The organism is Tardiphaga sp. 839_C3_N1_4 (genome assembly GCF_051811045.1).
Classification (GTDB): Bacteria; Pseudomonadota; Alphaproteobacteria; order Rhizobiales; family Xanthobacteraceae; genus Tardiphaga.
In genome coordinates this window covers 2571963-2594067 of the sequence record NZ_JBPWQD010000001.1, presented here as the reverse complement: position 1 = coordinate 2594067, position 22105 = coordinate 2571963, and the positions used below count along the sequence as shown (strand labels likewise).

Annotated in this window: 27 protein-coding genes and 1 tRNA gene; 24 read left to right on the top strand and 4 right to left on the bottom strand. The window is 62.7% G+C overall.

What is annotated here, in order from left to right:
* Positions 1-20 precede the first annotated feature (20 nt).
* From AB8A38_RS12435 to AB8A38_RS12425, 3 genes are read left to right on the top strand one after another with little or no spacing between them, the layout of a single operon-like run.
* A complete protein-coding gene (locus tag AB8A38_RS12435) occupies positions 21-857 on the top strand; it encodes an urease accessory protein UreD (RefSeq protein WP_439086180.1) in 837 nt (278 codons plus the stop codon).
* 18 nt (positions 858-875) lie between these two features.
* Complete coding sequence (locus AB8A38_RS12430; protein WP_068733936.1) at positions 876-1178, top strand: urease subunit gamma; 303 nt, start codon at positions 876-878, stop codon at positions 1176-1178.
* An 8-nt stretch (positions 1179-1186) separates the two neighbouring features.
* Positions 1187-1492: an urease subunit beta gene (locus AB8A38_RS12425; protein ID WP_439086179.1), complete on the top strand. Its 306-nt coding sequence runs from the start codon at positions 1187-1189 to the stop codon at positions 1490-1492.
* A 4-nt stretch (positions 1493-1496) separates the two neighbouring features.
* Here AB8A38_RS12425 and AB8A38_RS12420 read toward each other — a convergent pair whose 3' ends face one another.
* The gene (locus AB8A38_RS12420; RefSeq protein ID WP_439086178.1) at positions 1497-1826 is read right to left on the bottom strand and encodes a hypothetical protein; all 330 of its coding nucleotides are present in this window, start codon (positions 1824-1826) and stop codon (positions 1497-1499) included.
* A 16-nt stretch (positions 1827-1842) separates the two neighbouring features.
* Positions 1843-1998, bottom strand: a complete 156-nt coding sequence (locus AB8A38_RS12415) for a hypothetical protein (RefSeq protein WP_439086177.1) — start codon at positions 1996-1998, stop codon at positions 1843-1845.
* A 20-nt stretch (positions 1999-2018) separates the two neighbouring features.
* On the opposite strand from AB8A38_RS12415, the gene ureC reads away from it, so the two are divergent.
* The 6 genes from ureC to AB8A38_RS12385 all read left to right on the top strand — a co-directional run bounded on the left by ureC (position 2019) and on the right by AB8A38_RS12385 (position 8167).
* Positions 2019-3731, top strand: a complete 1713-nt coding sequence (gene ureC / locus AB8A38_RS12410) for an urease subunit alpha (protein WP_439086176.1) — start codon at positions 2019-2021, stop codon at positions 3729-3731.
* A gap of 140 nt (positions 3732-3871) precedes the next feature.
* Positions 3872-4171, top strand: coding sequence for a putative quinol monooxygenase (locus AB8A38_RS12405; protein ID WP_068733944.1), 300 nt, complete (start codon positions 3872-3874; stop codon positions 4169-4171).
* Between the two features lie 34 nt (positions 4172-4205).
* A complete protein-coding gene (locus tag AB8A38_RS12400) occupies positions 4206-4865 on the top strand; it encodes an urease accessory protein UreE (RefSeq protein WP_439086175.1) in 660 nt (219 codons plus the stop codon).
* Entirely contained in the window at positions 4846-5592 is a 747-nt protein-coding gene (locus AB8A38_RS12395) for an urease accessory protein UreF (RefSeq protein WP_439088510.1), read from the top strand. The genes AB8A38_RS12400 and AB8A38_RS12395 overlap by 20 nt, the downstream gene beginning before the upstream one ends.
* Positions 5593-5628: 36 nt before the next feature.
* Entirely contained in the window at positions 5629-6258 is a 630-nt protein-coding gene (gene ureG / locus AB8A38_RS12390; RefSeq protein ID WP_439086174.1) for an urease accessory protein UreG, read from the top strand.
* Positions 6259-6517: 259 nt separating this feature from the next.
* Positions 6518-8167 (top strand): CHASE domain-containing protein, encoded by a 1650-nt coding sequence (locus tag AB8A38_RS12385; protein ID WP_315840988.1) that lies wholly within the window; start codon positions 6518-6520, stop codon positions 8165-8167.
* Between the two features lie 64 nt (positions 8168-8231).
* On the opposite strand, the gene rpoH is transcribed toward AB8A38_RS12385, so the two are convergent.
* Positions 8232-9131, bottom strand: a complete 900-nt coding sequence (gene rpoH / locus AB8A38_RS12380) for an RNA polymerase sigma factor RpoH (protein WP_089261507.1) — start codon at positions 9129-9131, stop codon at positions 8232-8234.
* Positions 9132-9344: 213 nt separating this feature from the next.
* On the bottom strand, positions 9345-10355 hold the full coding sequence (locus AB8A38_RS12375) for an RluA family pseudouridine synthase (RefSeq protein ID WP_439086173.1): 1011 nt from the start codon (positions 10353-10355) through the stop codon (positions 9345-9347).
* A 67-nt stretch (positions 10356-10422) separates the two neighbouring features.
* Between AB8A38_RS12375 and AB8A38_RS12370 the strand changes: the two genes are divergently transcribed.
* The 15 genes from AB8A38_RS12370 (at position 10423) to AB8A38_RS12300 (ending at position 22051) form a co-directional block, all read left to right on the top strand.
* Entirely contained in the window at positions 10423-10764 is a 342-nt protein-coding gene (locus tag AB8A38_RS12370; protein WP_439086172.1) for a hypothetical protein, read from the top strand.
* Between the two features lie 113 nt (positions 10765-10877).
* A tRNA-Glu gene (locus tag AB8A38_RS12365) sits at positions 10878-10952 on the top strand.
* A 341-nt stretch (positions 10953-11293) separates the two neighbouring features.
* A complete protein-coding gene (locus AB8A38_RS12360; protein WP_439086171.1) occupies positions 11294-11740 on the top strand; it encodes a phosphatase PAP2 family protein in 447 nt (148 codons plus the stop codon).
* Entirely contained in the window at positions 11737-11898 is a 162-nt protein-coding gene (locus AB8A38_RS12355; protein ID WP_439086170.1) for a hypothetical protein, read from the top strand. The genes AB8A38_RS12360 and AB8A38_RS12355 overlap by 4 nt, the downstream gene beginning before the upstream one ends.
* A 212-nt stretch (positions 11899-12110) precedes the next feature.
* Positions 12111-13322, top strand: coding sequence for an ABC transporter substrate-binding protein (locus tag AB8A38_RS12350; protein ID WP_439062436.1), 1212 nt, complete (start codon positions 12111-12113; stop codon positions 13320-13322).
* Between the two features lie 4 nt (positions 13323-13326).
* A complete protein-coding gene (locus AB8A38_RS12345; protein WP_439062437.1) occupies positions 13327-14085 on the top strand; it encodes an ABC transporter ATP-binding protein in 759 nt (252 codons plus the stop codon).
* Positions 14082-14813 (top strand): ABC transporter ATP-binding protein, encoded by a 732-nt coding sequence (locus AB8A38_RS12340; RefSeq protein ID WP_439062438.1) that lies wholly within the window; start codon positions 14082-14084, stop codon positions 14811-14813. Before AB8A38_RS12345 ends, AB8A38_RS12340 begins: the two co-directional genes overlap by 4 nt.
* Positions 14813-15673 (top strand): branched-chain amino acid ABC transporter permease, encoded by an 861-nt coding sequence (locus tag AB8A38_RS12335; RefSeq protein WP_439062439.1) that lies wholly within the window; start codon positions 14813-14815, stop codon positions 15671-15673. The genes AB8A38_RS12340 and AB8A38_RS12335 overlap by 1 nt, the downstream gene beginning before the upstream one ends.
* Positions 15670-16575 (top strand): branched-chain amino acid ABC transporter permease, encoded by a 906-nt coding sequence (locus tag AB8A38_RS12330; RefSeq protein ID WP_439062440.1) that lies wholly within the window; start codon positions 15670-15672, stop codon positions 16573-16575. Before AB8A38_RS12335 ends, AB8A38_RS12330 begins: the two co-directional genes overlap by 4 nt.
* A 15-nt stretch (positions 16576-16590) precedes the next feature.
* A complete protein-coding gene (locus AB8A38_RS12325) occupies positions 16591-17115 on the top strand; it encodes a carboxymuconolactone decarboxylase family protein (protein WP_439086169.1) in 525 nt (174 codons plus the stop codon).
* Between the two features lie 589 nt (positions 17116-17704).
* Positions 17705-18862, top strand: a complete 1158-nt coding sequence (locus AB8A38_RS12320; RefSeq protein ID WP_439086168.1) for an ABC transporter substrate-binding protein — start codon at positions 17705-17707, stop codon at positions 18860-18862.
* Positions 18863-18869: 7 nt separating this feature from the next.
* Positions 18870-19751: a branched-chain amino acid ABC transporter permease gene (locus AB8A38_RS12315; protein WP_439062443.1), complete on the top strand. Its 882-nt coding sequence runs from the start codon at positions 18870-18872 to the stop codon at positions 19749-19751.
* Positions 19748-20587, top strand: a complete 840-nt coding sequence (locus tag AB8A38_RS12310) for a branched-chain amino acid ABC transporter permease (protein WP_439086167.1) — start codon at positions 19748-19750, stop codon at positions 20585-20587. The genes AB8A38_RS12315 and AB8A38_RS12310 overlap by 4 nt, the downstream gene beginning before the upstream one ends.
* The gene (locus AB8A38_RS12305) at positions 20584-21348 is read left to right on the top strand and encodes an ABC transporter ATP-binding protein (protein WP_439062445.1); all 765 of its coding nucleotides are present in this window, start codon (positions 20584-20586) and stop codon (positions 21346-21348) included. Before AB8A38_RS12310 ends, AB8A38_RS12305 begins: the two co-directional genes overlap by 4 nt.
* On the top strand, positions 21341-22051 hold the full coding sequence (locus AB8A38_RS12300; protein ID WP_439062446.1) for an ABC transporter ATP-binding protein: 711 nt from the start codon (positions 21341-21343) through the stop codon (positions 22049-22051). The genes AB8A38_RS12305 and AB8A38_RS12300 overlap by 8 nt, the downstream gene beginning before the upstream one ends.
* Positions 22052-22105 lie beyond the last annotated feature (54 nt).

Genomic DNA, 22105 nt, shown 5'->3' with positions numbered 1-22105 from the left:
GGCTCAAAGCCGGAGAGTGCATGCAGGCTGACAACACCACGCTGTCGCCCTCGGCGATCTTCGCCGCCAACCGTGCCCGCGGCGCGGTGAGGTTCGACGTGCATCTGGTGGAGGGCAAGACTCGCCGCCGCCAGCTACATGAATCCGGCTCGCTGCGCGTGCGCTTTCCGTCCCCTGAAGATCACGGCCTGTCGGCGATGTTCGTCAACACCGCCGGCGGTGCGGCCGGCGGCGACCGCTTCAATATCGATATCGCGGCCGGCGAGGGCGCGCGCCTGACAGTGACCACGGCGGCCGCCGAGAAGGTCTATCGCTCGCATGGTCCCGCGGCCGAAATCAATATCGCGCTGAAGGCCGAAGCCGGCGCGCATCTGTCCTGGCTGCCGCAGGAAACCATCCTGTTCGACCAAGCCCGCACCATCAGGCGCATCGATATCGATCTGGCCGATCGCGCGACGCTTTTTCTTTGCGAGATCGTGGTGTTCGGTCGTGCGGCCATGGGCGAGGTGATGCAGACGGGGTCTTTCGTCGACCGCTGGCGCCTGCGCCGCGGCGGCAGGCTGGTGTTCGCGGAAAACGTGCGGCTGGATGGTGATATCGCCGCGAAACTGGCGCGACCGGCCATCGGACATGGCGCCGTGGCGATTGGCACGGCGCTCATCGTGCCCGGTGACGAGGCGCTCATTGAGCGGCTACGCGAAGCCACGGATGGCGCCGGCGGCGAAGTCGGTATCTCCTGCTGGAACGGCTTTGCAATGGCCCGCTTCTGTGCACAAGATGCGGCCAAGCTGCGCGCCGACATGATGGCGGTGCTCGGGCGATCAGGCGCGATGCTGCCGCGCATGTGGCTCAACTAAACCTATCAGAGTGTTCGCATGAATCTCTCCCCCCGCGAAAAAGACAAGCTCCTGATCTCGATGGCCGCCATCGTGGCGCGCCGCCGGCTGGAGCGCGGCGTCAAGCTCAACCATCCCGAGGCTATCGCCATCATCTCCGATTTCATTGTCGAGGGCGCGCGCGACGGCCGTACCGTTGCCGAGCTGATGAAATCCGGCGCCGAGGTCATCACCCGCGCGCAATGCATGGACGGCATCGCCGAGATGATCCACGACATTCAGGTGGAAGCGACGTTCCCCGACGGGACGAAGCTCGTCACCGTTCACGAACCCATTCGTTGAGGCCCCACATGATCCCCGGCGAACGCTTCATCCAGAACGGCGAGATCGAACTCAATGCCGGCCGCAAGACCGTGACATTGACTGTGGCGAATTCCGGCGACCGGCCGATCCAAGTCGGCTCGCACTATCATTTCTTCGAGACCAACCCGGCGCTGAAATTCGACCGCAAGAAAGCCCGCGGCATGCGCCTCGACATCGCCGCCGGCACGGCGGTGCGCTTCGAGCCTGGCCAGAGCCGCGACGTGCAACTGGTCGAACTGGCCGGCAAACGCACGATCTATGGTTTCCGCGGCGATGTGATGGGGAAGCTCTGAACGCCTAGCCGCCGGCGCTGTCCATCATGAACGAGCGGAAGTATCGATCGATGGCCAGCGATATCAGGACGACCGAGACGAACAGAAGACAGCTGTACAATGACCAACGTCCGATATCGCTGCGGAACGATCGGATGCCAAGGATCACAAACCAGATGCCCAGAGCGATGCTGAACCAGTTGAACCAGGTGACAAGGATCGCCTCGGCAGCGTCCAGTTCGGCAATGAAGCCATCCGGAAATCCGAGCCACATGACGCGGGTCATGTATAGCCAGGACGTCAGCGCGAACAGCAGGCATGCCGCAACAAATGGATAGACGTTCTTCCATCTCACGATATCGGTCTCCGTCTCAGATCCCGACGCCGCGCGCCTTTTTGGGGTGCGCGAAGCTATGGAAGTCGCGGGTCACGCCGTCAATGAACGAAGGCGCAGGCTGCGCACTGATCGGGATGTCTGCGCCCCCGGCGGCATCGCTGCGTTCGAACCCACTCTCCTCATCTTCCATCGTTGGGAAGGCCTGATCTGATGCCCGTGAAAATCAAACGCTCCGTCTATGCCGACATGTTCGGCCCGACCACCGGCGATCGCGTACGGCTCGCCGACACCGATCTGATCATCGAGGTGGAGAAGGACTTCACCATCTACGGCGAGGAGGTGAAGTTCGGCGGCGGCAAGGTGATCCGCGACGGCATGGGGCAGTCGCAGGCAACACGGTCGCAGGGCGCCGTCGATACCGTCATCACCAACGTGCTGATCGTCGATCACTGGGGCATCGTGAAGGCCGACGTGGCCCTCAAGGGCGGCATGGTCCATGCCATCGGCAAGGCCGGCAATCCGGATATCCAGCCGGGCGTGACCATCAATGTCGGTCCGGGCACCGATGTCATCGCGGGTGAAGGAAAGATCCTCACTGCCGGCGGCTTCGACAGCCATATCCATTTCATCTGCCCGCAGCAGATCGAACACGCGCTGATGTCGGGTGTCACCTCGATGCTGGGCGGCGGCACCGGCCCGTCGCACGGCACCTTCGCGACGACCTGTACGCCCGGTCCGTGGCACATCGCGCGGATGATCCAGTCCTTCGATGCGTTCCCGGTCAATCTCGGCATTTCCGGCAAGGGCAATGCCTCGAAGCCCGCGCCGCTGGTGGAAATGATCAATGCCGGCGCCTGTGCGCTGAAGCTGCACGAGGACTGGGGCACCACGCCTGCCGCGATCGATAACTGCCTCAGCGTCGCCGACGACTACGACGTGCAGGTGATGCTGCACTCCGACACGCTGAACGAGTCGGGTTTTGTCGAGGACACCATCAAGGCCTTCAAGGGCCGCACCATCCACGCCTTCCACACTGAAGGTGCCGGCGGCGGCCATGCGCCCGATATCATCAAGGTCGCAGGCCTCAAGAACGTGTTGCCGTCGTCGACCAACCCGACCCGGCCGTTCACGCGCAACACCATCGATGAGCATCTGGACATGCTGATGGTGTGCCACCATCTGGATCCTTCGATTGCGGAAGATCTTGCCTTTGCCGAAAGCCGCATCCGCAAGGAGACGATCGCCGCCGAAGACATCCTGCACGATCTCGGCGCGCTCTCGATGATGTCGTCGGACAGTCAGGCCATGGGCCGGCTCGGCGAAGTGATCATCCGGACGTGGCAGACCGCCGACAAGATGAAGAAGCAGCGCGGCTCGCTGAAGGAAGACAAGGGCAACAACGACAATTTCCGCGTCAAGCGCTACATCGCGAAATACACGATCAATCCGGCGATTGCGCATGGTGTGTCGAAGCTGATCGGCTCGGTGGAGAAGGGCAAGATGGCGGATCTGGTGCTGTGGTCGCCGGCGTTCTTCGGTGTGAAGCCTGACCTCGTCATCAAGGGCGGCTCGATTGTCGCGGCGCCGATGGGCGATCCCAACGCGTCCATTCCCACGCCGCAGCCCGTGCATTATCAGCCGATGTTCGGCGCCTTCGGCCGCGCGCTGACGCAGTCGTCGGTTGTGTTCACATCGGGGGCAGCCGTGGCCGGCGGTCTCGCCAAGAAGCTCGGTATCCAGAAGTCGCTCTATGCGGTGGAGAACGTCCGCGACGGCATCTCGAAGAAAAGCATGATCCACAACGGCGCGACGCCGAAGATCGAGGTGGATTCGGAGACCTATGAGGTGAGGGCGGATGGCGAGCTTCTGACCTGCGAGCCGGCGGAAGTGCTGCCTATGGCGCAGAGGTACTTTATGTATTGATGCAACCTCGGTTGTCGTCCCCGCCTTCGCGGGGACGACAACCGAGGGGTCTTCGAAAGCCCCCTTCCTCCCCCTCGCATTCCCCCCTAATGTCCGTCCCGGCATTCTTAGCCACAATAACAAACCGGGAGGACTCCCCCTTGATCTACGTCGTTGCCACTTTGTCCGTGAAACCCGAAGCCCGCGCCGAACTGATCGAAGCTGCCAAGGCTTGTATCGCCGAGACCCGCAAGGAAGCGGGTAACATTGCCTATGATCTGCACGAGAGTGTCACCGATCCGACCCGCATGGTATTCGTCGAGCAGTGGGAGAATGCCGAGGCGCTGGTGCCGCACCGGACGCAGGAGCACATGAAGACCTTCGGCCGCGTTGCGGTGAAATGCTTCAGCGCGCCTCCGAAGATCGAAATCATCACCCCGGCTGACGTCGTGGTGCGCTAGAGCGTGCTCAAAAAAAAGCTGAACGAGAGATTCCATGATCCGCGCGACTGAGGTCAAAGGCCAATACAACTGGAAAGAGGCGGCGGTGGACACCGTCGTTCTCGACTTCGACGATCGTCATCGTCGCCGTATGGCGATGACGGGGACGCGCGGACTGGAATTCCTGCTCGATCTCGAAAACGCCGTCGCCTTGCGCGGCGGCGATGCCTTGGTGCTGGAAGACGGCCGCCTGATCGAGGTGGTCGCAGCGCCGGAGCCGTTGATCGAGATCCGTGGTACCGATCCCGGCCATCTGGTGCGGCTCGCCTGGCATCTCGGCAACCGCCATCTGCCGACGCAGATCATGGCCAAGGGACTGCGCATCCGCAGCGACCATGTGATCGAGGAAATGGTCAAGGGCCTCGGCGCGCGCGTGATCGAGATCGAGGCCCCGTTCGATCCCGAAGGCGGCGCCTATGCCGCTGCGCCTGAGCCGGCCGCACATGGGCATCACGGTCATCACGATCATGCTCATCACGATCATGGACATGATCATCATGGCCACGATCACGGCGAACATGACCATCGTCACCAGGCGCATGGTCATGCCGAGCATGTCCATGACGAGCATTGCGGTCACGATCACGATCATCACCATGATCACGACAGCAAGCACGACCACCATCGTCACTCTCATGCTCATGACCACAAATAGACCGGCGGACAATAGTTCGCTGAACGACTCTCCCGCCTTGTCTGCCGACGAAGGCGCTGCGCTGTACCGGCTGATGACCTGGCTGTCGCCGGCTTTTCCTGTCGGCGCGTTTTCCTATTCCAGCGGTATCGAATGGGCGGTGGAAGCAGGGGACATCACCAATGCCGCCAGCCTGCAGGACTGGTTGTCGGCGATGCTGTCCGATGGCGCAGGGTTTTGCGATGGCGTGTTTCTCGCTCATGTGCACCGCGCGGCATCTGACGGCGACGACAAGGCATTGCGTGAGGTTGCCGAACTCGCCAGCGCCTTCGCGCCATCAAGGGAACGTCAGCTGGAGACCACCACGCAAGGCAAGGCCTTCATTGAGATCGCACGTAATGCCTGGTCGCATGAGGGTATGGAGCGGCTGATCGCGATATGCGACAGCCCGATCGTCTATCCCGTTGCCGTCGGGCTTGTGAGTGCCGCCCATGGTGTGCCGCTCTCCGCAACGATGCATGGCTTTTTCCACGCGGTGGTCTCGAACTGGATTTCCGCTGGCGCGCGGCTGGTGCCGCTCGGTCAGACCGACAGCCAGCGCGTACTTGCAGCGCTGGAGCCCGTCGTCGTGACCACAGGCCATCGCGCCATGGCCGCATCCCTCGACGATCTCGGCGGCGCGACATTCCGCTCTGATATCGCCGGCATGCGTCACGAGACGCAGTATACGCGGCTGTTCAGGTCATGATTTGCAACGATACCCTCAACCCGGAGAGCATTTGACATGTCCAGTTTTCACGGTCCGCTCCGCGTCGGCATTGGCGGTCCCGTCGGCTCCGGCAAGACCGCGCTGATGGACCTGCTGTGCAAGACCATGCGCGAGCGCTACGACATCGCGGCGATCACCAATGACATCTACACGAAGTGGGACGCCGAATATCTGGTGCGCTCGGGCTCGCTGACAGCGGATCGCATTGCTGGCGTCGAAACTGGCGGCTGTCCGCATACGGCGATCCGCGAGGACGCCTCGATGAACCTCGCCGCCGTCGCCGACATGCGCGTCAAGTTTCCCGATCTCGACATGGTGCTGATCGAATCCGGCGGCGACAACCTCGCGGCGACCTTCTCGCCGGAACTGGCCGATATCACCATCTACGTCATCGACGTCGCGGCCGGCGACAAGATCCCCTCCAAGGGGGGGCCGGGCATCACGCGCTCGGACCTGCTGGTGATCAACAAGATCGACCTTGCGCCCTATGTCGGGGCTTCGCTCGAGAAGATGGACGTCGATGCCAAACGGATGCGCGGGGTCAGGCCCTTCGTGATGACCAATATGAAGACGCGGGAAGGTCTCGACCGGATTATCTCATTCATTGAGAGCAAGGGCGGTCTTAGGGCCAAGGCAGTCGCCTGAGACTTGTGAATAAGGCCTCTGCCGTAGTCTCACGAGCGGGCTTCGACTTGAGGCGTTCATATCGAGTTGGCTATAACGACGGGCTGGTCGATGCCCGTCGGCCAGTCTGTCGTGTGATATTGCGTTAAGCCTGTTTTTCAAGATTTGTCCGGTCCGGAAATAATTTCCATCGGGCTGGAACCAAATTGTTCCGGCATGATTGGCATACTCCTGAGCCGCTGACCCGGCAGCAACGTCTCCTAATTTCCCGAGTATCCGTGTGGTCCGGCTTGGCTTCATCATCGCATTACTGGCACTGGTCGGAGCTCTGCTCTCCGGCCTTGCGGCCTATCGCGTGCATGACCAGGAGCTGGCGATCGAGAATATCGCGCTGGGCCGGGCCGTGGATATCCATGCCAGCCTGGTGCAGGAGCGTCTGACCGAGCGCGAATTGCTGGCCCGGGTTGCAGCCGGGCTGTTTCGTGCCCCCACGGTCATGAAGGCCAATATGCTGCAGCCGTTGCGGTCTTCGATCTACGCCTTCAAGACCGATTTCGCCATCGCCGGATGGATCGCTCGCCTGCAGCCGAATGAATTGGCGGCCGCCAGCGCGGAGCTCGCCAGTGCCGGCTACCGCAATCCCACGATCCGCAACTACAACGACGATCGCCTCGATGCCAAGGCGCTGGAGCAGCCGCTGGACGTGCTGATGGATGTGGAGCCACGCAATTCCGTCACCGACGGCTTTGCCGGTCGCGTCCTGAACTTCTCCCCCATCACAGGGCCAACGCTGGCTCGCGCCCTGAACGAAGGCAAGCCGGTTGCCTCCAATCCCACGCCGCTGCAGCAGCCCGATGGACAGCTGGGATTGGTACTGGTGACGCCAGTGGTGTCCGAGGGCAATCCCGCGCCGGCCGGCTTCGTGTCGTTCTCCTATGAACTCGGACCGTTGATGCTGGCCAATGACGAGATGTCATTGTTCTCGGTGGCGCTGAAAGATCCGCGTGTCGCTGATGGCGAAATCGTCGCCGACGACGACGGCAGGGTAACGGCGCGCCCGTTGGTGGGGAATGGTCCTGCGCTGGCAGTCCTGCGCACGGTTTCGTTCGGAGGGCGTGACTGGTCGCTGGGCTATTATCCGAAGATCAATACCGAGCTGCGCGCGCAGCGCACCGCGATCATCGTCGGCGGGTTCGGCCTCGCGCTGACGGCCATTGTTTGCGGGCTATTTGGCTATGTCTCTTACGCCAATCTGCGGCTGCGGCGCGAGGTAGAGATCCGCATCGGCTTTGAACGTCGCCTGACCGCCGTTATCGACGAGCTCAATCATCGCGTGAAGAACATTTTGGCGGTGATCCAGTCCATCGTGACCCGCACGCTGCGTCACGGCTCCGACGTGGACAGCGCGCGCGATCTCCTGATCGGCCGCATTCACGCGATGTCGAATGTCGTCTCGCTGTTGAGCGAGAGCCAGTGGCAGGGCGTGCAGCTCAAGGGCCTGTTCGAGGCGCGTGCGATCCCGCATGCCGACCGTATCGCACTGGAAGGTCCGGACATCATTGTCAGCGCGCGCGCTGCGCAGAGCCTGTCGCTGCTGTTCTTTGAGCTGGCCTCGCATTCCGACGAGGGCCTGTCGCTGGTGGGCAAACATCCGCATATCGTTGCGCATTGGGAGATTACGGGCAGTGAGCCGGATGGGCTATTCAATTTCCGCTGGGAAGAGTTCAATACCAGTGAAGCAACGCGGCGGCCGGACAGCGATTTCGGTCTGGTGCTGCTCGATCGCGTGGCGCCGGAAGCGCTGGGTGGCACGGCGAAGCGCTACTTCACCGATGTGTCCTACGTCTATGAATTAACGGCACCCGTCGAAACGGTGATCGACATGACCGAGCGCGACCGGACTGAGGCGCTGGCGAAGCCGATCAGATAATCGATCCCAACAAAAAAGCCGTCGTTTCCGCCGGCTTTCGTATTCGTTGTATCCGCTGCGCCTGTTAGTGCGCAGCTTCCAGAGCGGCAGCTTCCGCCTTGGCGATGGTGCCCTTGACCGCGGTCTGCACCTTTTCAAAGGCGCGGACTTCGATCTGTCGGACACGCTCGCGCGAGACGCCGAACTCCGAGGCGAGATCTTCCAGCGTCATCGGTTCATCGGCGAGGCGACGCGCCTCGAAGATGCGCCGTTCGCGCGGGTTGAGGACACCGATGGCGCCGTTCAGCGCCTGACGGCGATGATCGAATTCCTCGTGCTCCGCCATGATGGTTTCCTGATTGGGCGAGTTATCGACCAGCCAGTCCTGCCATTCGCCGGCTTCGCCGTCGTCACGGATCGGTGCGTTGAGCGACGCGTCGCCACCGAGGCGGCGGTTCATGTCGATCACGTCCTGTTCCGTCACGCCGAGACGCGTGGCGATCAGCTTGACCTGGTCGGGGCGAAGATCGCCTTCGTCCAGGGCGGAAATCTTGCTCTTCGCCTTACGCAGGTTGAAGAACAGCTTCTTCTGGTTCGCGGTGGTGCCCATCTTCACGAGCGACCACGAACGCAGGATGTACTCTTGAATCGAGGCCTTGATCCACCACATGGCGTAGGTGGCCAGGCGGAAGCCTTTCTCCGGCTCGAAGCGTTTCACAGCCTGCATCAGACCGACGTTGCCTTCCGAGACAACTTCGGAGATCGGCAGACCGTAGCCGCGATAGCCCATGGCGATCTTGGCGACGAGTCGCAGATGGCTGGTCACAAGGTGATGTGCCGCGTCGCGATCGTCGTGCTCGCGCCAACGCTTGGCAAACATATATTCCTGCTGAGGTTCCAACATCGGAAACTTGCGGATCTCGGCGAGGTAATGCGAGAGGCCGGATTCTCCATTGAGAACCGGAAGGGTAGCTGTACGGGCCATTATGATGCCCTCCAGTGGTTCAGACCCCCGATAGCGGCGGGCCAGGCAGCGAGCGCTTTGTTAAAGCCGCCCTGGCTGCGATGTTCCGCGTCTCATTTGACGCAGGTGCAACATACACCCTACTACAAGCGTATTGAAAGTGAATTCCCTGTCACGTTCCCGTGGGGCTCATATAAGCGTTTGGAAAGGCTTACTTTTTTATATGCATCTGCGTCATTCTGGCACGGCCATATGGGCCCGTAAAACCGCCAGATCGTGAGGAAGATCGCTGGTCCACTCCAGAATCTCGCCCGTGCGAGGGTGCTCCAGAGCGAGCAAATAGGCGTGAAGCGCCTGCCGGTCGAGCGCTTCCAGCGCCGCGCGGCTCTTTACGCCCAGCGACGACGCCTTGGTCTTGAAATGCGAGCCATAGACCGAATCCCCCATCAGCGGATGCTGGATATGCGCCAGATGCACGCGGATCTGGTGCGTCCGCCCGGTCTCGAGTTGGCAGGCCAGCAGGGTGGCGATCGGCTTGCCGTGGCGATCCGGGAATTCCTGCAGCACTTCCCAATGGGTGACGGCATCGCGCCCGCCTTCGCGGACCGCCATTTTCTCGCGGGCATGGGGGTGCCGGTCGATCGGCGCTTCCACGGTACCGCGCGGCCGGTTCGGAATGCCCCAGGCAAAGGCCATATAGCCGCGCCGCATTTCGTTGGTGCGGCCGTGATCGGCGAATTGCGCCGTCAGCGACGCATGGGCGGCGTCGTTCTTGGCGACCACCATCAGGCCGGTAGTGTCCTTGTCCAGCCGGTGCACGATGCCCGGCCGCTTGACGCCGCCGATCCCCGACAAAGACGCGCCGCAATGGGCGATCAGCGCATTCACCAGCGTGCCGGTCTCGTGGCCGGCGGCGGGATGCACGACGAGGCCCTTGGGCTTGTTGATGACGATGATGTCCTCGTCCTCGAACACGATATCGAGGGCGATATCCTCGCCTTCGGGCTCCGGCGCGATGGCCGGCGGGACGTCGATTGTGATCGTATCGCCGGCAGCGACATGATAAGCGGGGTCGCGCACGGGGGTGGGGTCTTGCGCAGACCGGGTGATCGTCACCTGGCCGGCGAGGATCAGCGCCTTCAGCCGCGACCGCGACAAAGCCGGGCTGCGCACGGCGAGCACGCGATCGAGCCGGGTCGAGCCTTCGTCGCCCTGCACCGTGACATCCAGCCGTTGATCGTTCATTCCGTAAAGCCTTACCTGACAGAAGCGTGTTGCTTCGAGAGCCGTGAATTAAGAGACGAGTGTTTGCATGACCCAGCCCGCCGCCGATAGCGCGCCCGAACCGACCCTTGAACAGGCCGCCATGATCGCGCGCGTCCGCCGCATGATGCTGATCGCGGGCCTGACCACCGCCCTGGGCGTCGGCGCGCTGCTCGTCGTGATCGGCTACCGCCTTTTCCGCACGGATGGAAGCATTGTGACGTCGGCGACGACCGCGACCCTGCCGAAAGGCGCCAAAATCCTCTCCACGGGGGTAGCTGGCGACCGGATCGTGCTGACGCTGGACGTCGGCGGCAGCACCGAAATCCGCACTTTCGACGCCAAGAGCCTGAAACCCGCCGGCACGCTGAAATTCGCCAGCGAGCCCTGAGGTTCGCCAAAACGAACCCAAGGGTTCGCCTGCGAACCATAACCATATAAGTGGGCGAGGGGGCGGCAGCATCTTGCAGCCATCGCCATTCCCGGCTATCCCCTCCCGCGCACGCTCCGTTCGTCTAACGGTTAGGACATGGCCCTCTCAAGGCTAAAATAAGGGTTCGATTCCCTTACGGAGCGCCATAATTTTACAAAAAATAGAATGAAATCAAAGACTTAGATTGTGTTCGATTCCCATTTTCGGGTAGTCGTCCTACACGTCAGCGCGCAAAGCCTCTCTAGTGTAGTCGCATCGATCAATAATCGCATATTAGCAATGCGGGGAAATAGACGCTGCTCGAAGCCATCAACCCGCCTCTAAAATACCAGTTGGGTCGCCGCCCAGCTGCGTACGAGCTTCAAGAGTTCGCCGACTGTAAAGAAACATGAATTTCTTATACAGTCCGCCGGCTGAGTTCGAATGGCAGCTTCTGGTGCATTGCGGACATTGAGGGCCAGCTCCCACCTATTGGTTTTTTCCCGGCGTGGTTCGCAGCGGGCACGTACGGTCGGAATCATTTTCTGTCGATCTCGGTCGTCACGGGCGTCCTTCCGCATGTGCTGAAGCACGTCTTCAACCAGCGCCGTCCGGACAGGCTCACGGCAATTGGCCATATCTAGGTGTCCCGATTTCGGGCCGCGCGAATGATGGGTTTCCTTCGGGGCATGCGATGCATATGGGCGCTCTTGCGAGCGCGGCATCGTCGTTCGATAGACCTTATCGAGAATTCACCTGGACAGCGTCGGTCGGTGTTTCGCTGACGAGGATCTATGTGCTGGCTCACTGGACGAGCGACGTCGTAGCAGGCTTCGCGAGCGGCTTTTTGATCGGAGCCTGCAGGTCATGCGCTGTGAGCGGGCTGAAGATATTCCAACGGGAAAGATCGCATTTGCGGGGAGTTTCTTTTCCTCTCACAGAGGATTGCAGATGACCACGAACGACAGGCTTCTTGCACGCCCATCGGTGACCCGAAGAGATGTCGTGGGCGTCGCGAGCTTGAGCATCGCAGCGACTGCCTCTGCCGCACCCGTACTCGCGCAAGAAACCCGTCCATGGCTCGGCAAGGAATTTCTATTCGACCGCGTCTGACGCCGATTGTATTCCTTTGCAGCGAAAATAACGCAACAGATTATCTTTTCGGAAAAGCTATATTGACACGGGTCTAAGATCGGGGGACGCAAATCTGCGCGCTTCTAGATGGGCGCCATCGATGAGCCTTCCATCAAAAATGAGGCATGGACAGTCGCCTGCTATACGCAGATGCTTTTCGCCTGCCTGCCTATAAGTCCTGGAGAATAGCTGTGCTGATCCATTCTTACCCGCGCCGTTCGCTGCTAGCTGCCGTGGCCGTGGTTGCGACCTTAGCCGTGCCTGCCATAGCTTCAGCACAGGATGGCCCGGTCCGCGTTGGCTTGCTAGCTCCCTTGACCGGCACAGGTGGTCCTTACGGGCAGGAGGAAGAGCAGGCTGCTCGCGCGGCGGTAAAAATTATCAATGATGCCGGCGGCGTGCTCGGCCGCAAGCTCGAGCTTCTCGTGGCCGACGACGAAACCCAGCCGACCGCAGGAGTTGCCGCTACGCGAAAGCTGATCGATATCGACAAGGTCGTCTCCATCGGCGGCGTGTGGAGCAGCGCCGTGGCGCTGGCGATCAAGCCGATTACGTTGGAAAAGAATGTGCTGCTCACCGTCAACGGCTCGGCGGACGAGATCACCGACGGCGATAACAAGAATCTGGTCTGGCGTTTCCAGACTAATGGCAAGAGCTGGGGCGAAGGCTTTGCCAAGGCCATGATCAAGGACGGCATCAAGAGCGCCTCGATCCTGGTGCTGCAGACGCCGTTCACCCAGAGCACCATCGCGCCGTTCCGCAAGGCGTTCACCGATGCCGGCGGCAAGGTGCTGGATGAAGTCTCGTTCAACGCCGGCCAGCCCTCCTATCGCACCGAAGTCGAGCGCATTTTTGCGAAGAAGCCCGAGGCGGTGTTCGTCGCGGCTTACATCAACGAGCTTGGCGCCATCGTGAAGGAAGCCTTCCGCTCGGGTTACGAGAGCAAGGTCTATGCATTCGGCAATGCGACCGGTCCGCAATTCGTCAAGAATGTCGGCGCCAATGTCGCCGAGGGCATTGTCTGGACCCAGCAGGTGCCAGTCGGAAAGTCGGCTGCCTATAGCCGTTATCTGAAGGAGATCGGCAGGCCGGAAGGCACCATCATGACCTTCGGTGCGCAGGTGTTCGACCAGATCGTGCTCACTGCGCTGGCCATCGAAAAGGCCAAGAGCACGGATGCCACCAAGTTCGGTCCCGAATTTGCAGCGCTGGTGAACGCCGATGCACCGTCGCTCGGTGATCCCGCCGAGGCCCTGAAGGCGCTGCGTGAAGGCAAGCCGTTCCGCTACGCTGGCGCGGCGTCGGACTTCAAGTTCGCGAAGAATGGCGACCAGACCAATCTCAGCTATGGCCACTTCGTCATCAAGTCCGGCGAGAGCAAGCTGCTCGGCGAGATCCGCTGAGGCAATGCTCGAGGCGAACGATGTCAGTGTGGTCTATGAAGGCGGCTTCACAGCGCTTGCCGGCGCATCGGTGACGCTTGCCGCAGGCGCCGTTACGGGCCTGATCGGCCCGAACGGTGCCGGAAAGTCCACATTGTTCGGCGTGCTGGCTGGCGCCGTGCGCCCAGTGAAGGGCGAGGTGCGTCTGGCCGGGGAGGCCGTGACCCGTCACGGCCCGGTCTGGCGTGCGCGCCGTGGTCTCGCGCGCACGTTCCAGCTGTCGCGCGAACTGGCCAGCCTCTCCGTGCTCGAAAACGTTCTCGTCGCCAAGCCCGCGATGTCCGGCGAGCGACTACTGTCGCTCGTCTTCGCCCGCGGTGCTGCACGCCGTGAGGAGGATGCCGCCTTTGAGAAGGCGCGCGCTCTGCTTCAACGTGTCGATCTCTGGAAGCTCGCCGATGCGCCGGCCGGCGCGCTGTCAGGCGGGCAGAAGAAGCTGCTCGAAATCTGCCGGGCCTTGATGCTCGATCCGCGCATCGTGCTGATGGACGAGCCGAGCGCCGGCGTGAACCCGACGCGGATCGGCGAGATCGTCGAATTCGTCAAAGCGCTGCGGCAGGAGGGCACGACCTTCGGCCTCGTCGAGCACAATATGGGGATGGTCCGCGCTCTGTGCGATCATGTCTATGTCCTCGCCGAAGGGCGCGTGCTGACCGAAGGCAGCTTCGAACATGTTATTGCGGATGCGCAGGTTGCCTCCGCCTATCTGGGCACGCAGCCATGACATCGCTGGCGTCCGGACTGGAATTGCGCGACGTGGTCGCGGGCTATGGCGGTCAGCCGATCCTGCATGGTGTCAGCCTCAAGGTGGCGGCAGGCGAGACGCTGGTGGTGGTCGGCCCGAACGGCTCCGGCAAATCCACGCTGATGAAGACCGTCGTCGGGCTAATCAAGCCGATGTCCGGCACCGTGCAACTGGGCGATGCCGATGTGTCCGCGCTCGGCGCCCCCGCGCGAGCCGCGCGTGGTCTCGCTTACGTGCCGCAGGAAGCCAATGTGTTTCGCAACATGACCGTGCTGGAGAACCTGCAGGTCGGGCATGAATTCGTTGCGGCGCCCAAGGGGCCAACCTTTGCCGGGCGGCTCGACGCTGTGCTCGATCTGTTTCCCGAAATTCGCGCCAAGCTGCGCACGGCCGCGGGTCATCTCAGCGGCGGCCAGCGGCAGATGGTGGCAATGGCCGCGGCCTTGATGCCGAATCCATCGGTGCTGGCGCTCGACGAGCCGTCGGCGGGGCTGTCGCCGCGCAATGCCGAATTGCTGTTCGAGATCATCGGACGTGTCGCCGCCTCCGGCGTCACCATGCTGATCGTCGAACAGAACACGCGCCTCGGTCTCGGCGCTGCCGATCGTGGAGTCGTGCTGGTCAGCGGCCATGTGCGCCTTGCCGCACCTGCCGCGACGGTGCTGGCCGATCCCGAAATCCGCAGCCTTTATCTCGGAGGCGCGTGATGGGTCAGCTTCTCATCAATGGCCTCGTCACCGGCTTGTTGCTGGCTTTGCCGGCGCTGGCACTGTCGCTGACCTTCAGCGTGCTGCGCTTCGCCAACTATGCCATCGGCTCCTACATCACTTGCGGCGCCTATCTCGTTTATGTCGGCAATGTGCTGCTCGGCTGGCCGCTTTGGCTCGCGGCAAGCGTCGGCGCGATCCTGTTCGCGGTCATCGCCGTCGGCATCGACTGGCTCGCCTTCCGCCCGCTGCGCAATCGCTCCGGCGTGACGCTGCTCGTGGCCTCCATGGGCGTCGCCATCGCGCTGGAGAACGTGATCCGCTTCTTCGCCGGCAATTCGCCGCGCGCCTATGACGTAGCCGTCGCGCGACCGATCCGCTTTGGCGACATCCGTCTCAATCACGAGCAGCTCACCATATTGATGACGGTCGTTACGGCGCTTGCCGTGGTCTGGATCGTGTTCCGCTTCACGCGGCTCGGGCGCATAATGCGCGCGGTCGCCGACAATCCCGATCTCGCCGCCGTGCGCGGCATCTCGCGTGGGCGCGTGGTTGCCTGCGTCTGGCTGATTTCGGGCACGCTGGCGTCGTTGTCCGGCGTGCTGGTCGGGCTCGATGCCAATGTCGAGCCGCAGATGGGCTGGACTTATCTGTTGCCGGTGTTCACCGCCGCCATTCTTGGCGGCATCGCCAATCCGATGGCGGCGGTTGCCGGCGCGCTCACGCTCGGTATCGCGGAGGAACTGGCGACACTGGTGATGCCGGTACACTACCGGATGATCGTCACCTTCCTGGTGATGGTGGCGCTGCTGCTGCTTCGCCCCTGGGGCCTGTTCGGAACGCGGTGGGTGACGAAATGACGGTCTATCTCATCGCAACGCTCACGGTGGTTGCCATCGCTGCGCTGGCCGGTCTCGCGTTGAATCTGCAATGGGGCATGGGCGGGCTGGTGAATTTCGGCCTGTTCGGCCTCTACATGCTAGGTGCTTACATTGCGGGACTGCTCACAGTTCAAGGCGTGCCGCCGCTGCTTGCGCTTGCTGCTGCGATGATCGGCGTCGCTGCGCTGAGTGCGGTGAGTGCGCTGATCTCGGTGCGGCTGTCGGAAGACTATCTGGCCATCGTTACGCTCGGCTTTGCCGAATGTCTGCGCCTCGTCATCAGCTATGAAGGCTGGTTGACCAAGGGTATGCTCGGCGTGGCCGGCATCGAGCGGCCGTTCCAGAACCAGTGGCCGCGCGGGTTCGGCGATATCGGCTTCCTCGTGCTGGCGCAGCTTGCGGTGGTCGTCGTCTATGCCGTGCTGCAGGGCCTCGCACGCTCGCCATTCGGCCGCCTTGTGCGCGCCACGCGCGACGATCCCGGCGTTGTCGAGGCGCTCGGCAAATCGGTGCTGTCGGTCCGCGTTCGTGTCTTCGCATTGGGCGGCGCCATTCTCGGCATCGCCGGCAGCCTGCATGCGTTTTATTACACCTATATCGATCCGACCCAGTTCGGTCCGATCATCACGGCCTACGCTTTCATGGCGGTCGTGGTCGGCGGTCGCGGCAGCAATCGCGGTGTGCTCGTCGCCGCCTTCACGCTGATCTTCCTGCTCGAAGGCAGCCGCTTCCTGATCGATCTCGTGCCCGGTCTCGGCGCGTCGGAACTTGCCGCGATCCGGCTGTTCCTTGTCGGCGTGGGGCTGGTTGTTCTACTGATCTTCAAACCCGACGGTTTTGGCCGCGAGCCGCGCTCGGCGCTCGCAAACAAAATCAACTGATCCCAGGAGTTTCCCATGGCCCGCGTCACCCTCAAGCGCCGCGACGATCTGCCCGACCATCTCAAGCCGCTGTGGGATCGTATGACCACCTATGGCCCGTTCGCAGAACAGGCCGGTGCGATGGCCCAACGGCTGCCGATTTTTGAGCACATGTGGCGCCTGCTCACAGAATTGTCCGACGAAGGCGTGTTGAAGAAGCGCTATCTCGAACTCGGCATTGTCGCGACCTCGCTGGTCAATCAGTGCGAGTTCTGCGTCGCCCAGCATTCGCCCAAGCTGGCAGTGGAAGGCATCACGCCGGACGGCGCCGCCAATCTGCTCGACTGGGAGAAGCATCCGGAACTGGACGAGGTCGATCGTCTGGTCGTGGAATATGCCATCGCGGTTACATCGAACTGGAGCCGCATCCGCGATGCCATGTTCGAGCGTCTGCGCGCGCATTTCAGCGAACCGCAGATCGTAGAGCTGACTTGGCGCATCGCGCTATGCGGCGCGTTCAATCGCTTCAACGACGTGCTGCAGGTGGAAGTGGACGTGTGACCTAATTCTGCTGTCCAGCGTCGAGGACCGGCGAGCGAAATCATAGGGATGATCGAGCGTCAGGTTGGCGGTGATGCCGAAGCCATATGTCTGGTAACTTGCGCCATCGCCGAAACGAACGCGTTGGCATTGGGACGCTGCACGCCGTGGGTAATCAGCTAGCTCAGTATGAGTTCGCCGTTTACATGAGTGAGATTAACCCGGCGCCAACGCCAAGCTGCGGCTTGGGAAACGAAATGGGCTCGCTCTTACGTCTGTTCTTTTCAGTATTTCCGAGATGACCGGCAAAACCGGCAATGGGTGCATTCAATGCTGCGCCGATAAATAGCGGTGAATCAGGACTAGCCGAGATAAAGAATATCCACGATTGGTCTGCCTCGCATGTCAGGGCACGAGTAGCATAGTGAGATCATTTCCCGAAAACGGCGGTCGAGTTCGATTTTGCAAAACACCCGATCGTCAGGCCAATTTTCTCAACGCTTCGTCATCTCTGGAATAATCGCGCAAAGTTTTTCGATGCATTGACACCCGCCGCGCGCTCCGTCTTCAACAAATCATCGATTACCGTTTCGTTTGATTGAGGGAAGACATGTCGTTGGGTTTGATATCACGTCGTCGCATCCTGGCTCTCGGCGGCGCTGCCGCCATCGCGAGTTCATCGGCCTTCGCGCAGAGCGAGCGCGTCGCGAAAATTGGTCTGGTGCAATCGACCACCGGCGGATCGGCGGCGCTCTACGGTACGGAACAAAAGCAGGCCATTGAACTGGCCTTTGACGAATTGAACGCAAGCAAGACGCTGAACGGCATCCGGCTGCATGCGCTGCATTCCGACGATGGCGCTGATCGCGGCCAGACCGTCAACATCTTCCAGCGGCTGATCCGGCAGGACAAGGTCGTCGCCATTCTCGGGCCGACGCTGTCGAACTCCGCCTTCGCCGCCGATCCGCTGGCGCAGCAGGCCGGCATTCCCGTGATCGCCAGCTCCAACACCGCGCCGGGCGTGACCAAGATCGGCGATTTCATCTTCCGCACCAGCGTGCCCGAAGATCAGGTGTTTCCGACGGTGCTGGGCTATGCCGTGAAAAAGCACGGCATCAAGCGCGTCGCGCTGATCTACGGGCTGGACGACGCGCTGACCCGCGGCGCGCACGACGTGCAGAAGAAGGCGGTGGCCGATCTCAAGCTCGAGCCGGTCGGCATCGAAAGCTACCAGCGCGGCGATGTGGATTTCTCGGCGCAGCTCACCAAAATCCGCGCGCAGAATCCGGACGCCGTCATTCTTGGCACGCTGGCCGAAGAGGCCGCCGCCATCCTGCGCCAGGCCAGGCAGCTCGGGATCGACAGCAAGATCGTGTTCATCGGCTGCAACGCCAACATTTCCGCAAAACTGTTCGAACTGGCAGGCCCCGCCGCCAATGGCATCATTGTCGGCGCAACCTGGTTCTCCGGCTACGACAGCCCGCGCAGCAAGGCCTTTGTAGCAGCCTACCAGAAGCGCTATGGCTCGACGCCAGATATCTATGCCGCGCAGGGCTACGACGCCGCCTATCTGATCGCCGAAGCGATCCGCCGCGCCGACAGCGTCACCGACGGAAAGTTGATCCGCGCCAAGCTGGCGGAGATCACCGGTTTCGACGGCGTGCTGGGCAAGTTCGGCTGGACCGCGGATCGCGACATCACCGCCCAGCCTAAGGTGCTGATCGGCGACGGCAACAGCAAGACCTTCGTCGCCGCGCCGGGCGCTTGAGGTCGGCATGCTGTTACAACAACTGGTAAACGGCCTCTCGCTCGGGGCCGTTTACGCCGTATTTGCGATCGGCTTCACGCTGGTGTTCGGCGTCATGAACGTGCTCAACCTGGCGCAGGGTGCCGTCTTCATGTGGGGCGCCTATGTCGGGCTCGAAGTGGTCGGGCGGCTCGCACTGCCGTTGCCGCTGGCGATCCTCGCTGCGGCGGTCGCGGCAGGCTTGCTCGGCGTGTTGAGCGAGCTGATCGTGTTTCGCCCGTTGCAGCGGCGCGGCGCGCATCGCTGGATGGGCATGGTCGGCAGCCTGGCGCTGGCGCGCATCCTGATCGGCCTGGCGCAGGAAGTGTTCGGCACCCAGGTGGTGCGCTATCCCGACAACGCGCTGGTCGGCGCCTCGCTGGACCTGTTTGGCGCGCGATTGCAGCTTCTTCAGATCGTCTCGATCGGGTCGGCTCTGGCGATGGTGCTGGCGCTGGCGCTGCTGCTGCGGCTGACCAATCTCGGCCGCGCCATTCGCACCATCGCGTTCAGCGAGACCGTCGGGCGGCTGGTCGGCATCCCCGTCGACCGCGTGCGGATCGCGACGTTCTTCGTGTCGGGCGCGCTGGCCGGCGGCGCCGGCGTGCTGTGGTCGCTGCTGTTCCAGTCGGTGTCGCCGTTCATGGGCGACAGTATTCTGCTGAAGGGCCTGACGGTGCTGATCCTCGGCGGGCTCGGCAATGTCGCGGGCGCCTTGGTCGGCGGCCTGCTGCTCGGCCTCGTCGAGGTCGGCTCTATCGTCGCGGTCGGCTCGGGCTATCGCGACGCGGTGGGTTTTGGACTCGTGCTGCTGATCCTGATCGGCAGGCCCACCGGCCTGTTCGCCACACAGGAAACCAAGCGGGCATGATCGATCTCTTCGAAGCCTATCACAACGTCATCGATCTCTGCCTGCTGAACTCGGCGCTGGCTTTTGGCTGCTTCCTGCTGCTCGGCGTCAACCTGTTCTCGCTGGCCACCGGCGGGCTGATGGCGCTGGGCGCCTATCTGTCGATCTGGCTGACAATGCAGCAGGGCTGGGCGTTCGCTCCGGCGCTGGTGGCATCGTTGGTGATCGGGTCTATCGCGGCCTTCGCGCTGGGCTCGCTGGTGCTGCGGCTGCGCGGTGACTATTTCACCATGGCGACGCTGGCTTTCACCGAGGTGGTGCGCGTCATCGCATTGAACTGGGATGCGGCCACCGGCGGTGCGCTGGGCGTGTTCGGCATTCCGAAGTTGACCGAGACGTGGCAGCTCGCGCTGCTGCTGGTGGTGGTGGTGTACTTTGCTTGGGCCGTCCGGCGGTCGCGGATCGGCGAGCGGATGCGCGCGGTGGCATCCGACGAATTGGCCGTCACCACGGCTGGCTATGACGTGGCGCAATTCAAGCTGGCGATCTTCACGGTGTCCGGTGCGATTGCGGGGCTGGGCGGCGCACTGGCGGCGCATCTCAACATGTTCGTCGCGCCCGGCGATTTCGGATTCTTGCGCAGCGTCGACACCGCCATCGCGCCAGTGCTCGGTGGCGCCTGGAACGTGCTCGGCCCGGTGATCGGCGCCACCATCATCACGGTGCTGCCGGAAGTGCTGCGGTTCTCGGCGCAGATGCGCGAGATCCTGGTGGGGGCGGCAATGCTGATCGCCGTGCTGTACCTGCCGACCGGCGTGGCCTCGCTGCCCACCATCCTGCGGCGGAGGCTGGCATGAGCGCGCTGCTGGAATTGCAAGACGTCACACGGCATTTCGGCGGCGTCGCGGCGCTGAACGGCGTCTCGCTGTCGGTGCCGGCCGGCGCCATTGTCGGGCTGATCGGCCCCAACGGCTCCGGCAAGACCACGCTGATGAACGTCATCAGCGGTGTCGATGCGCCGACCTCGGGCGCCATCCTGCTCGATGGCACGGCGGTGCAGGGCAAGCCGGCGAACCGGCTGGCGCGGCTCGGCGTCGCGCGCACCTTCCAGCATATCCGCCTGATCCCGGATCTGACGGGGCTGCAGAACGTCGTGCTGGCGCTGCATGCGCCGACCGCAGGCCCGCTCGATATCCTGCTGCGATTGCCGCGGCTGCGCCGCGTCGAGGCCGAAGGCGACGCCCGCGCAATCGCTCTGCTGGAGCAGGTGGGGGCCGGCCGGCATGCCAGGACTCTGGCCGGCGACCTGTCCTATGGCGACCGCCGTCGTATCGAAATCGCGCGCGCGCTGGCGCTCCAGCCACGGCTGCTGTTGCTCGACGAGCCTGCCGCAGGAATGACTCATCAGGAGCGCAACGCGTTGCGTGACCTGATTGCATCGTTGCCGGGGCAGGGGATCACCGTGGTGCTGGTCGAACACGACATGGATCTGGTCATGGGCGTCTGCGACGAGATCCATGTGCTCAATCTCGGCCGTCCCATCGCTTCCGGAAAACCTGCAGCGGTACGCGCCGATCCGAAAGTGATCGAAGCCTATCTGGGAGTCGATGATGCTTGAGATCAACGGACTCGCTGCGGGCTATGGCGGCCCCGATGTGCTGCATGACGTGTCGCTGCGCGTCAACGCCAACGAGATCGTCGCGGTGGTCGGCGCCAACGGCGCCGGCAAGACGACGCTGCTCAATACGATTGCCGGGCTGCTGCGCCCGTCCGCTGGCACGATCCGGCTGAGCGGCAGTACTATCGGCGGACTGGCGCCGGAGCGCATCGTGCGGGCCGGGCTGTCGCTGGTGCCGGAGGGGCGGCAGGTGATCGCGCCGCTCAGCGTCGAGGAGAATCTGCAGGTTGGCGCCTACGGTCGCAAGGGCAGTGCCGCCGACACGCTGGCGGCGATCTACGATCGCTTTCCGCGCCTGAAGGAACGACGCCGCCAGCCGGCCGGGCTGCTGTCCGGCGGCGAACAGCAGATGCTGGCGATCGGCCGCGCCATGATGGCGGGACCCTCCGTGCTGCTGCTGGATGAGCCGTCGATGGGGCTGGCGCCGCTGATCGTGTCGGAAATCTTTGCGCTGCTGGGCGATCTCAACGGGCAGGGCATGGCGATCCTGCTGGTCGAGCAGAACGCCCGCAAGGCGCTGGCGCTGGCCGCGCGCGGCTACGTGCTGGAAGGCGGCCGTATCGTGCTGGAGGGACCGTCGTCGGAACTGTCGAATTCTCCGGCCATCGTCGATGCCTATCTCGGCATGGCTACGCCGGCCTGACAACTATGAGTGCGCTGCGACGTGCGTCGGCAATAGTGAAGTAGGAATGACTCA

Coding starts and splice junctions, on each gene's coding strand:
- AB8A38_RS12330 (WP_439062440.1), top strand. CDS start 15,670: ATGACGGTCTATCTCATCGCAACGCTCACGGTGGTTGCCATCGCTGCG.
- AB8A38_RS12345 (WP_439062437.1), top strand. CDS start 13,327: ATGCTCGAGGCGAACGATGTCAGTGTGGTCTATGAAGGCGGCTTCACA.
- AB8A38_RS12355 (WP_439086170.1), top strand. CDS start 11,737: ATGACCACGAACGACAGGCTTCTTGCACGCCCATCGGTGACCCGAAGA.
- AB8A38_RS12370 (WP_439086172.1), top strand. CDS start 10,423: ATGACCCAGCCCGCCGCCGATAGCGCGCCCGAACCGACCCTTGAACAG.
- AB8A38_RS12320 (WP_439086168.1), top strand. CDS start 17,705: ATGTCGTTGGGTTTGATATCACGTCGTCGCATCCTGGCTCTCGGCGGC.
- AB8A38_RS12400 (WP_439086175.1), top strand. CDS start 4,206: ATGATCCGCGCGACTGAGGTCAAAGGCCAATACAACTGGAAAGAGGCG.
- AB8A38_RS12325 (WP_439086169.1), top strand. CDS start 16,591: ATGGCCCGCGTCACCCTCAAGCGCCGCGACGATCTGCCCGACCATCTC.
- AB8A38_RS12415 (WP_439086177.1), bottom strand. CDS start 1,998: ATGGAAGATGAGGAGAGTGGGTTCGAACGCAGCGATGCCGCCGGGGGC.
- AB8A38_RS12300 (WP_439062446.1), top strand. CDS start 21,341: ATGCTTGAGATCAACGGACTCGCTGCGGGCTATGGCGGCCCCGATGTG.
- AB8A38_RS12305 (WP_439062445.1), top strand. CDS start 20,584: ATGAGCGCGCTGCTGGAATTGCAAGACGTCACACGGCATTTCGGCGGC.
- AB8A38_RS12430 (WP_068733936.1), top strand. CDS start 876: ATGAATCTCTCCCCCCGCGAAAAAGACAAGCTCCTGATCTCGATGGCC.
- AB8A38_RS12310 (WP_439086167.1), top strand. CDS start 19,748: ATGATCGATCTCTTCGAAGCCTATCACAACGTCATCGATCTCTGCCTG.
- AB8A38_RS12340 (WP_439062438.1), top strand. CDS start 14,082: ATGACATCGCTGGCGTCCGGACTGGAATTGCGCGACGTGGTCGCGGGC.
- AB8A38_RS12425 (WP_439086179.1), top strand. CDS start 1,187: ATGATCCCCGGCGAACGCTTCATCCAGAACGGCGAGATCGAACTCAAT.
- AB8A38_RS12435 (WP_439086180.1), top strand. CDS start 21: ATGCAGGCTGACAACACCACGCTGTCGCCCTCGGCGATCTTCGCCGCC.
- AB8A38_RS12395 (WP_439088510.1), top strand. CDS start 4,846: ATGCTCATGACCACAAATAGACCGGCGGACAATAGTTCGCTGAACGAC.
- AB8A38_RS12375 (WP_439086173.1), bottom strand. CDS start 10,355: ATGAACGATCAACGGCTGGATGTCACGGTGCAGGGCGACGAAGGCTCG.
- AB8A38_RS12315 (WP_439062443.1), top strand. CDS start 18,870: ATGCTGTTACAACAACTGGTAAACGGCCTCTCGCTCGGGGCCGTTTAC.
- rpoH (WP_089261507.1), bottom strand. CDS start 9,131: ATGGCCCGTACAGCTACCCTTCCGGTTCTCAATGGAGAATCCGGCCTC.
- ureC (WP_439086176.1), top strand. CDS start 2,019: ATGCCCGTGAAAATCAAACGCTCCGTCTATGCCGACATGTTCGGCCCG.
- AB8A38_RS12335 (WP_439062439.1), top strand. CDS start 14,813: ATGGGTCAGCTTCTCATCAATGGCCTCGTCACCGGCTTGTTGCTGGCT.
- ureG (WP_439086174.1), top strand. CDS start 5,629: ATGTCCAGTTTTCACGGTCCGCTCCGCGTCGGCATTGGCGGTCCCGTC.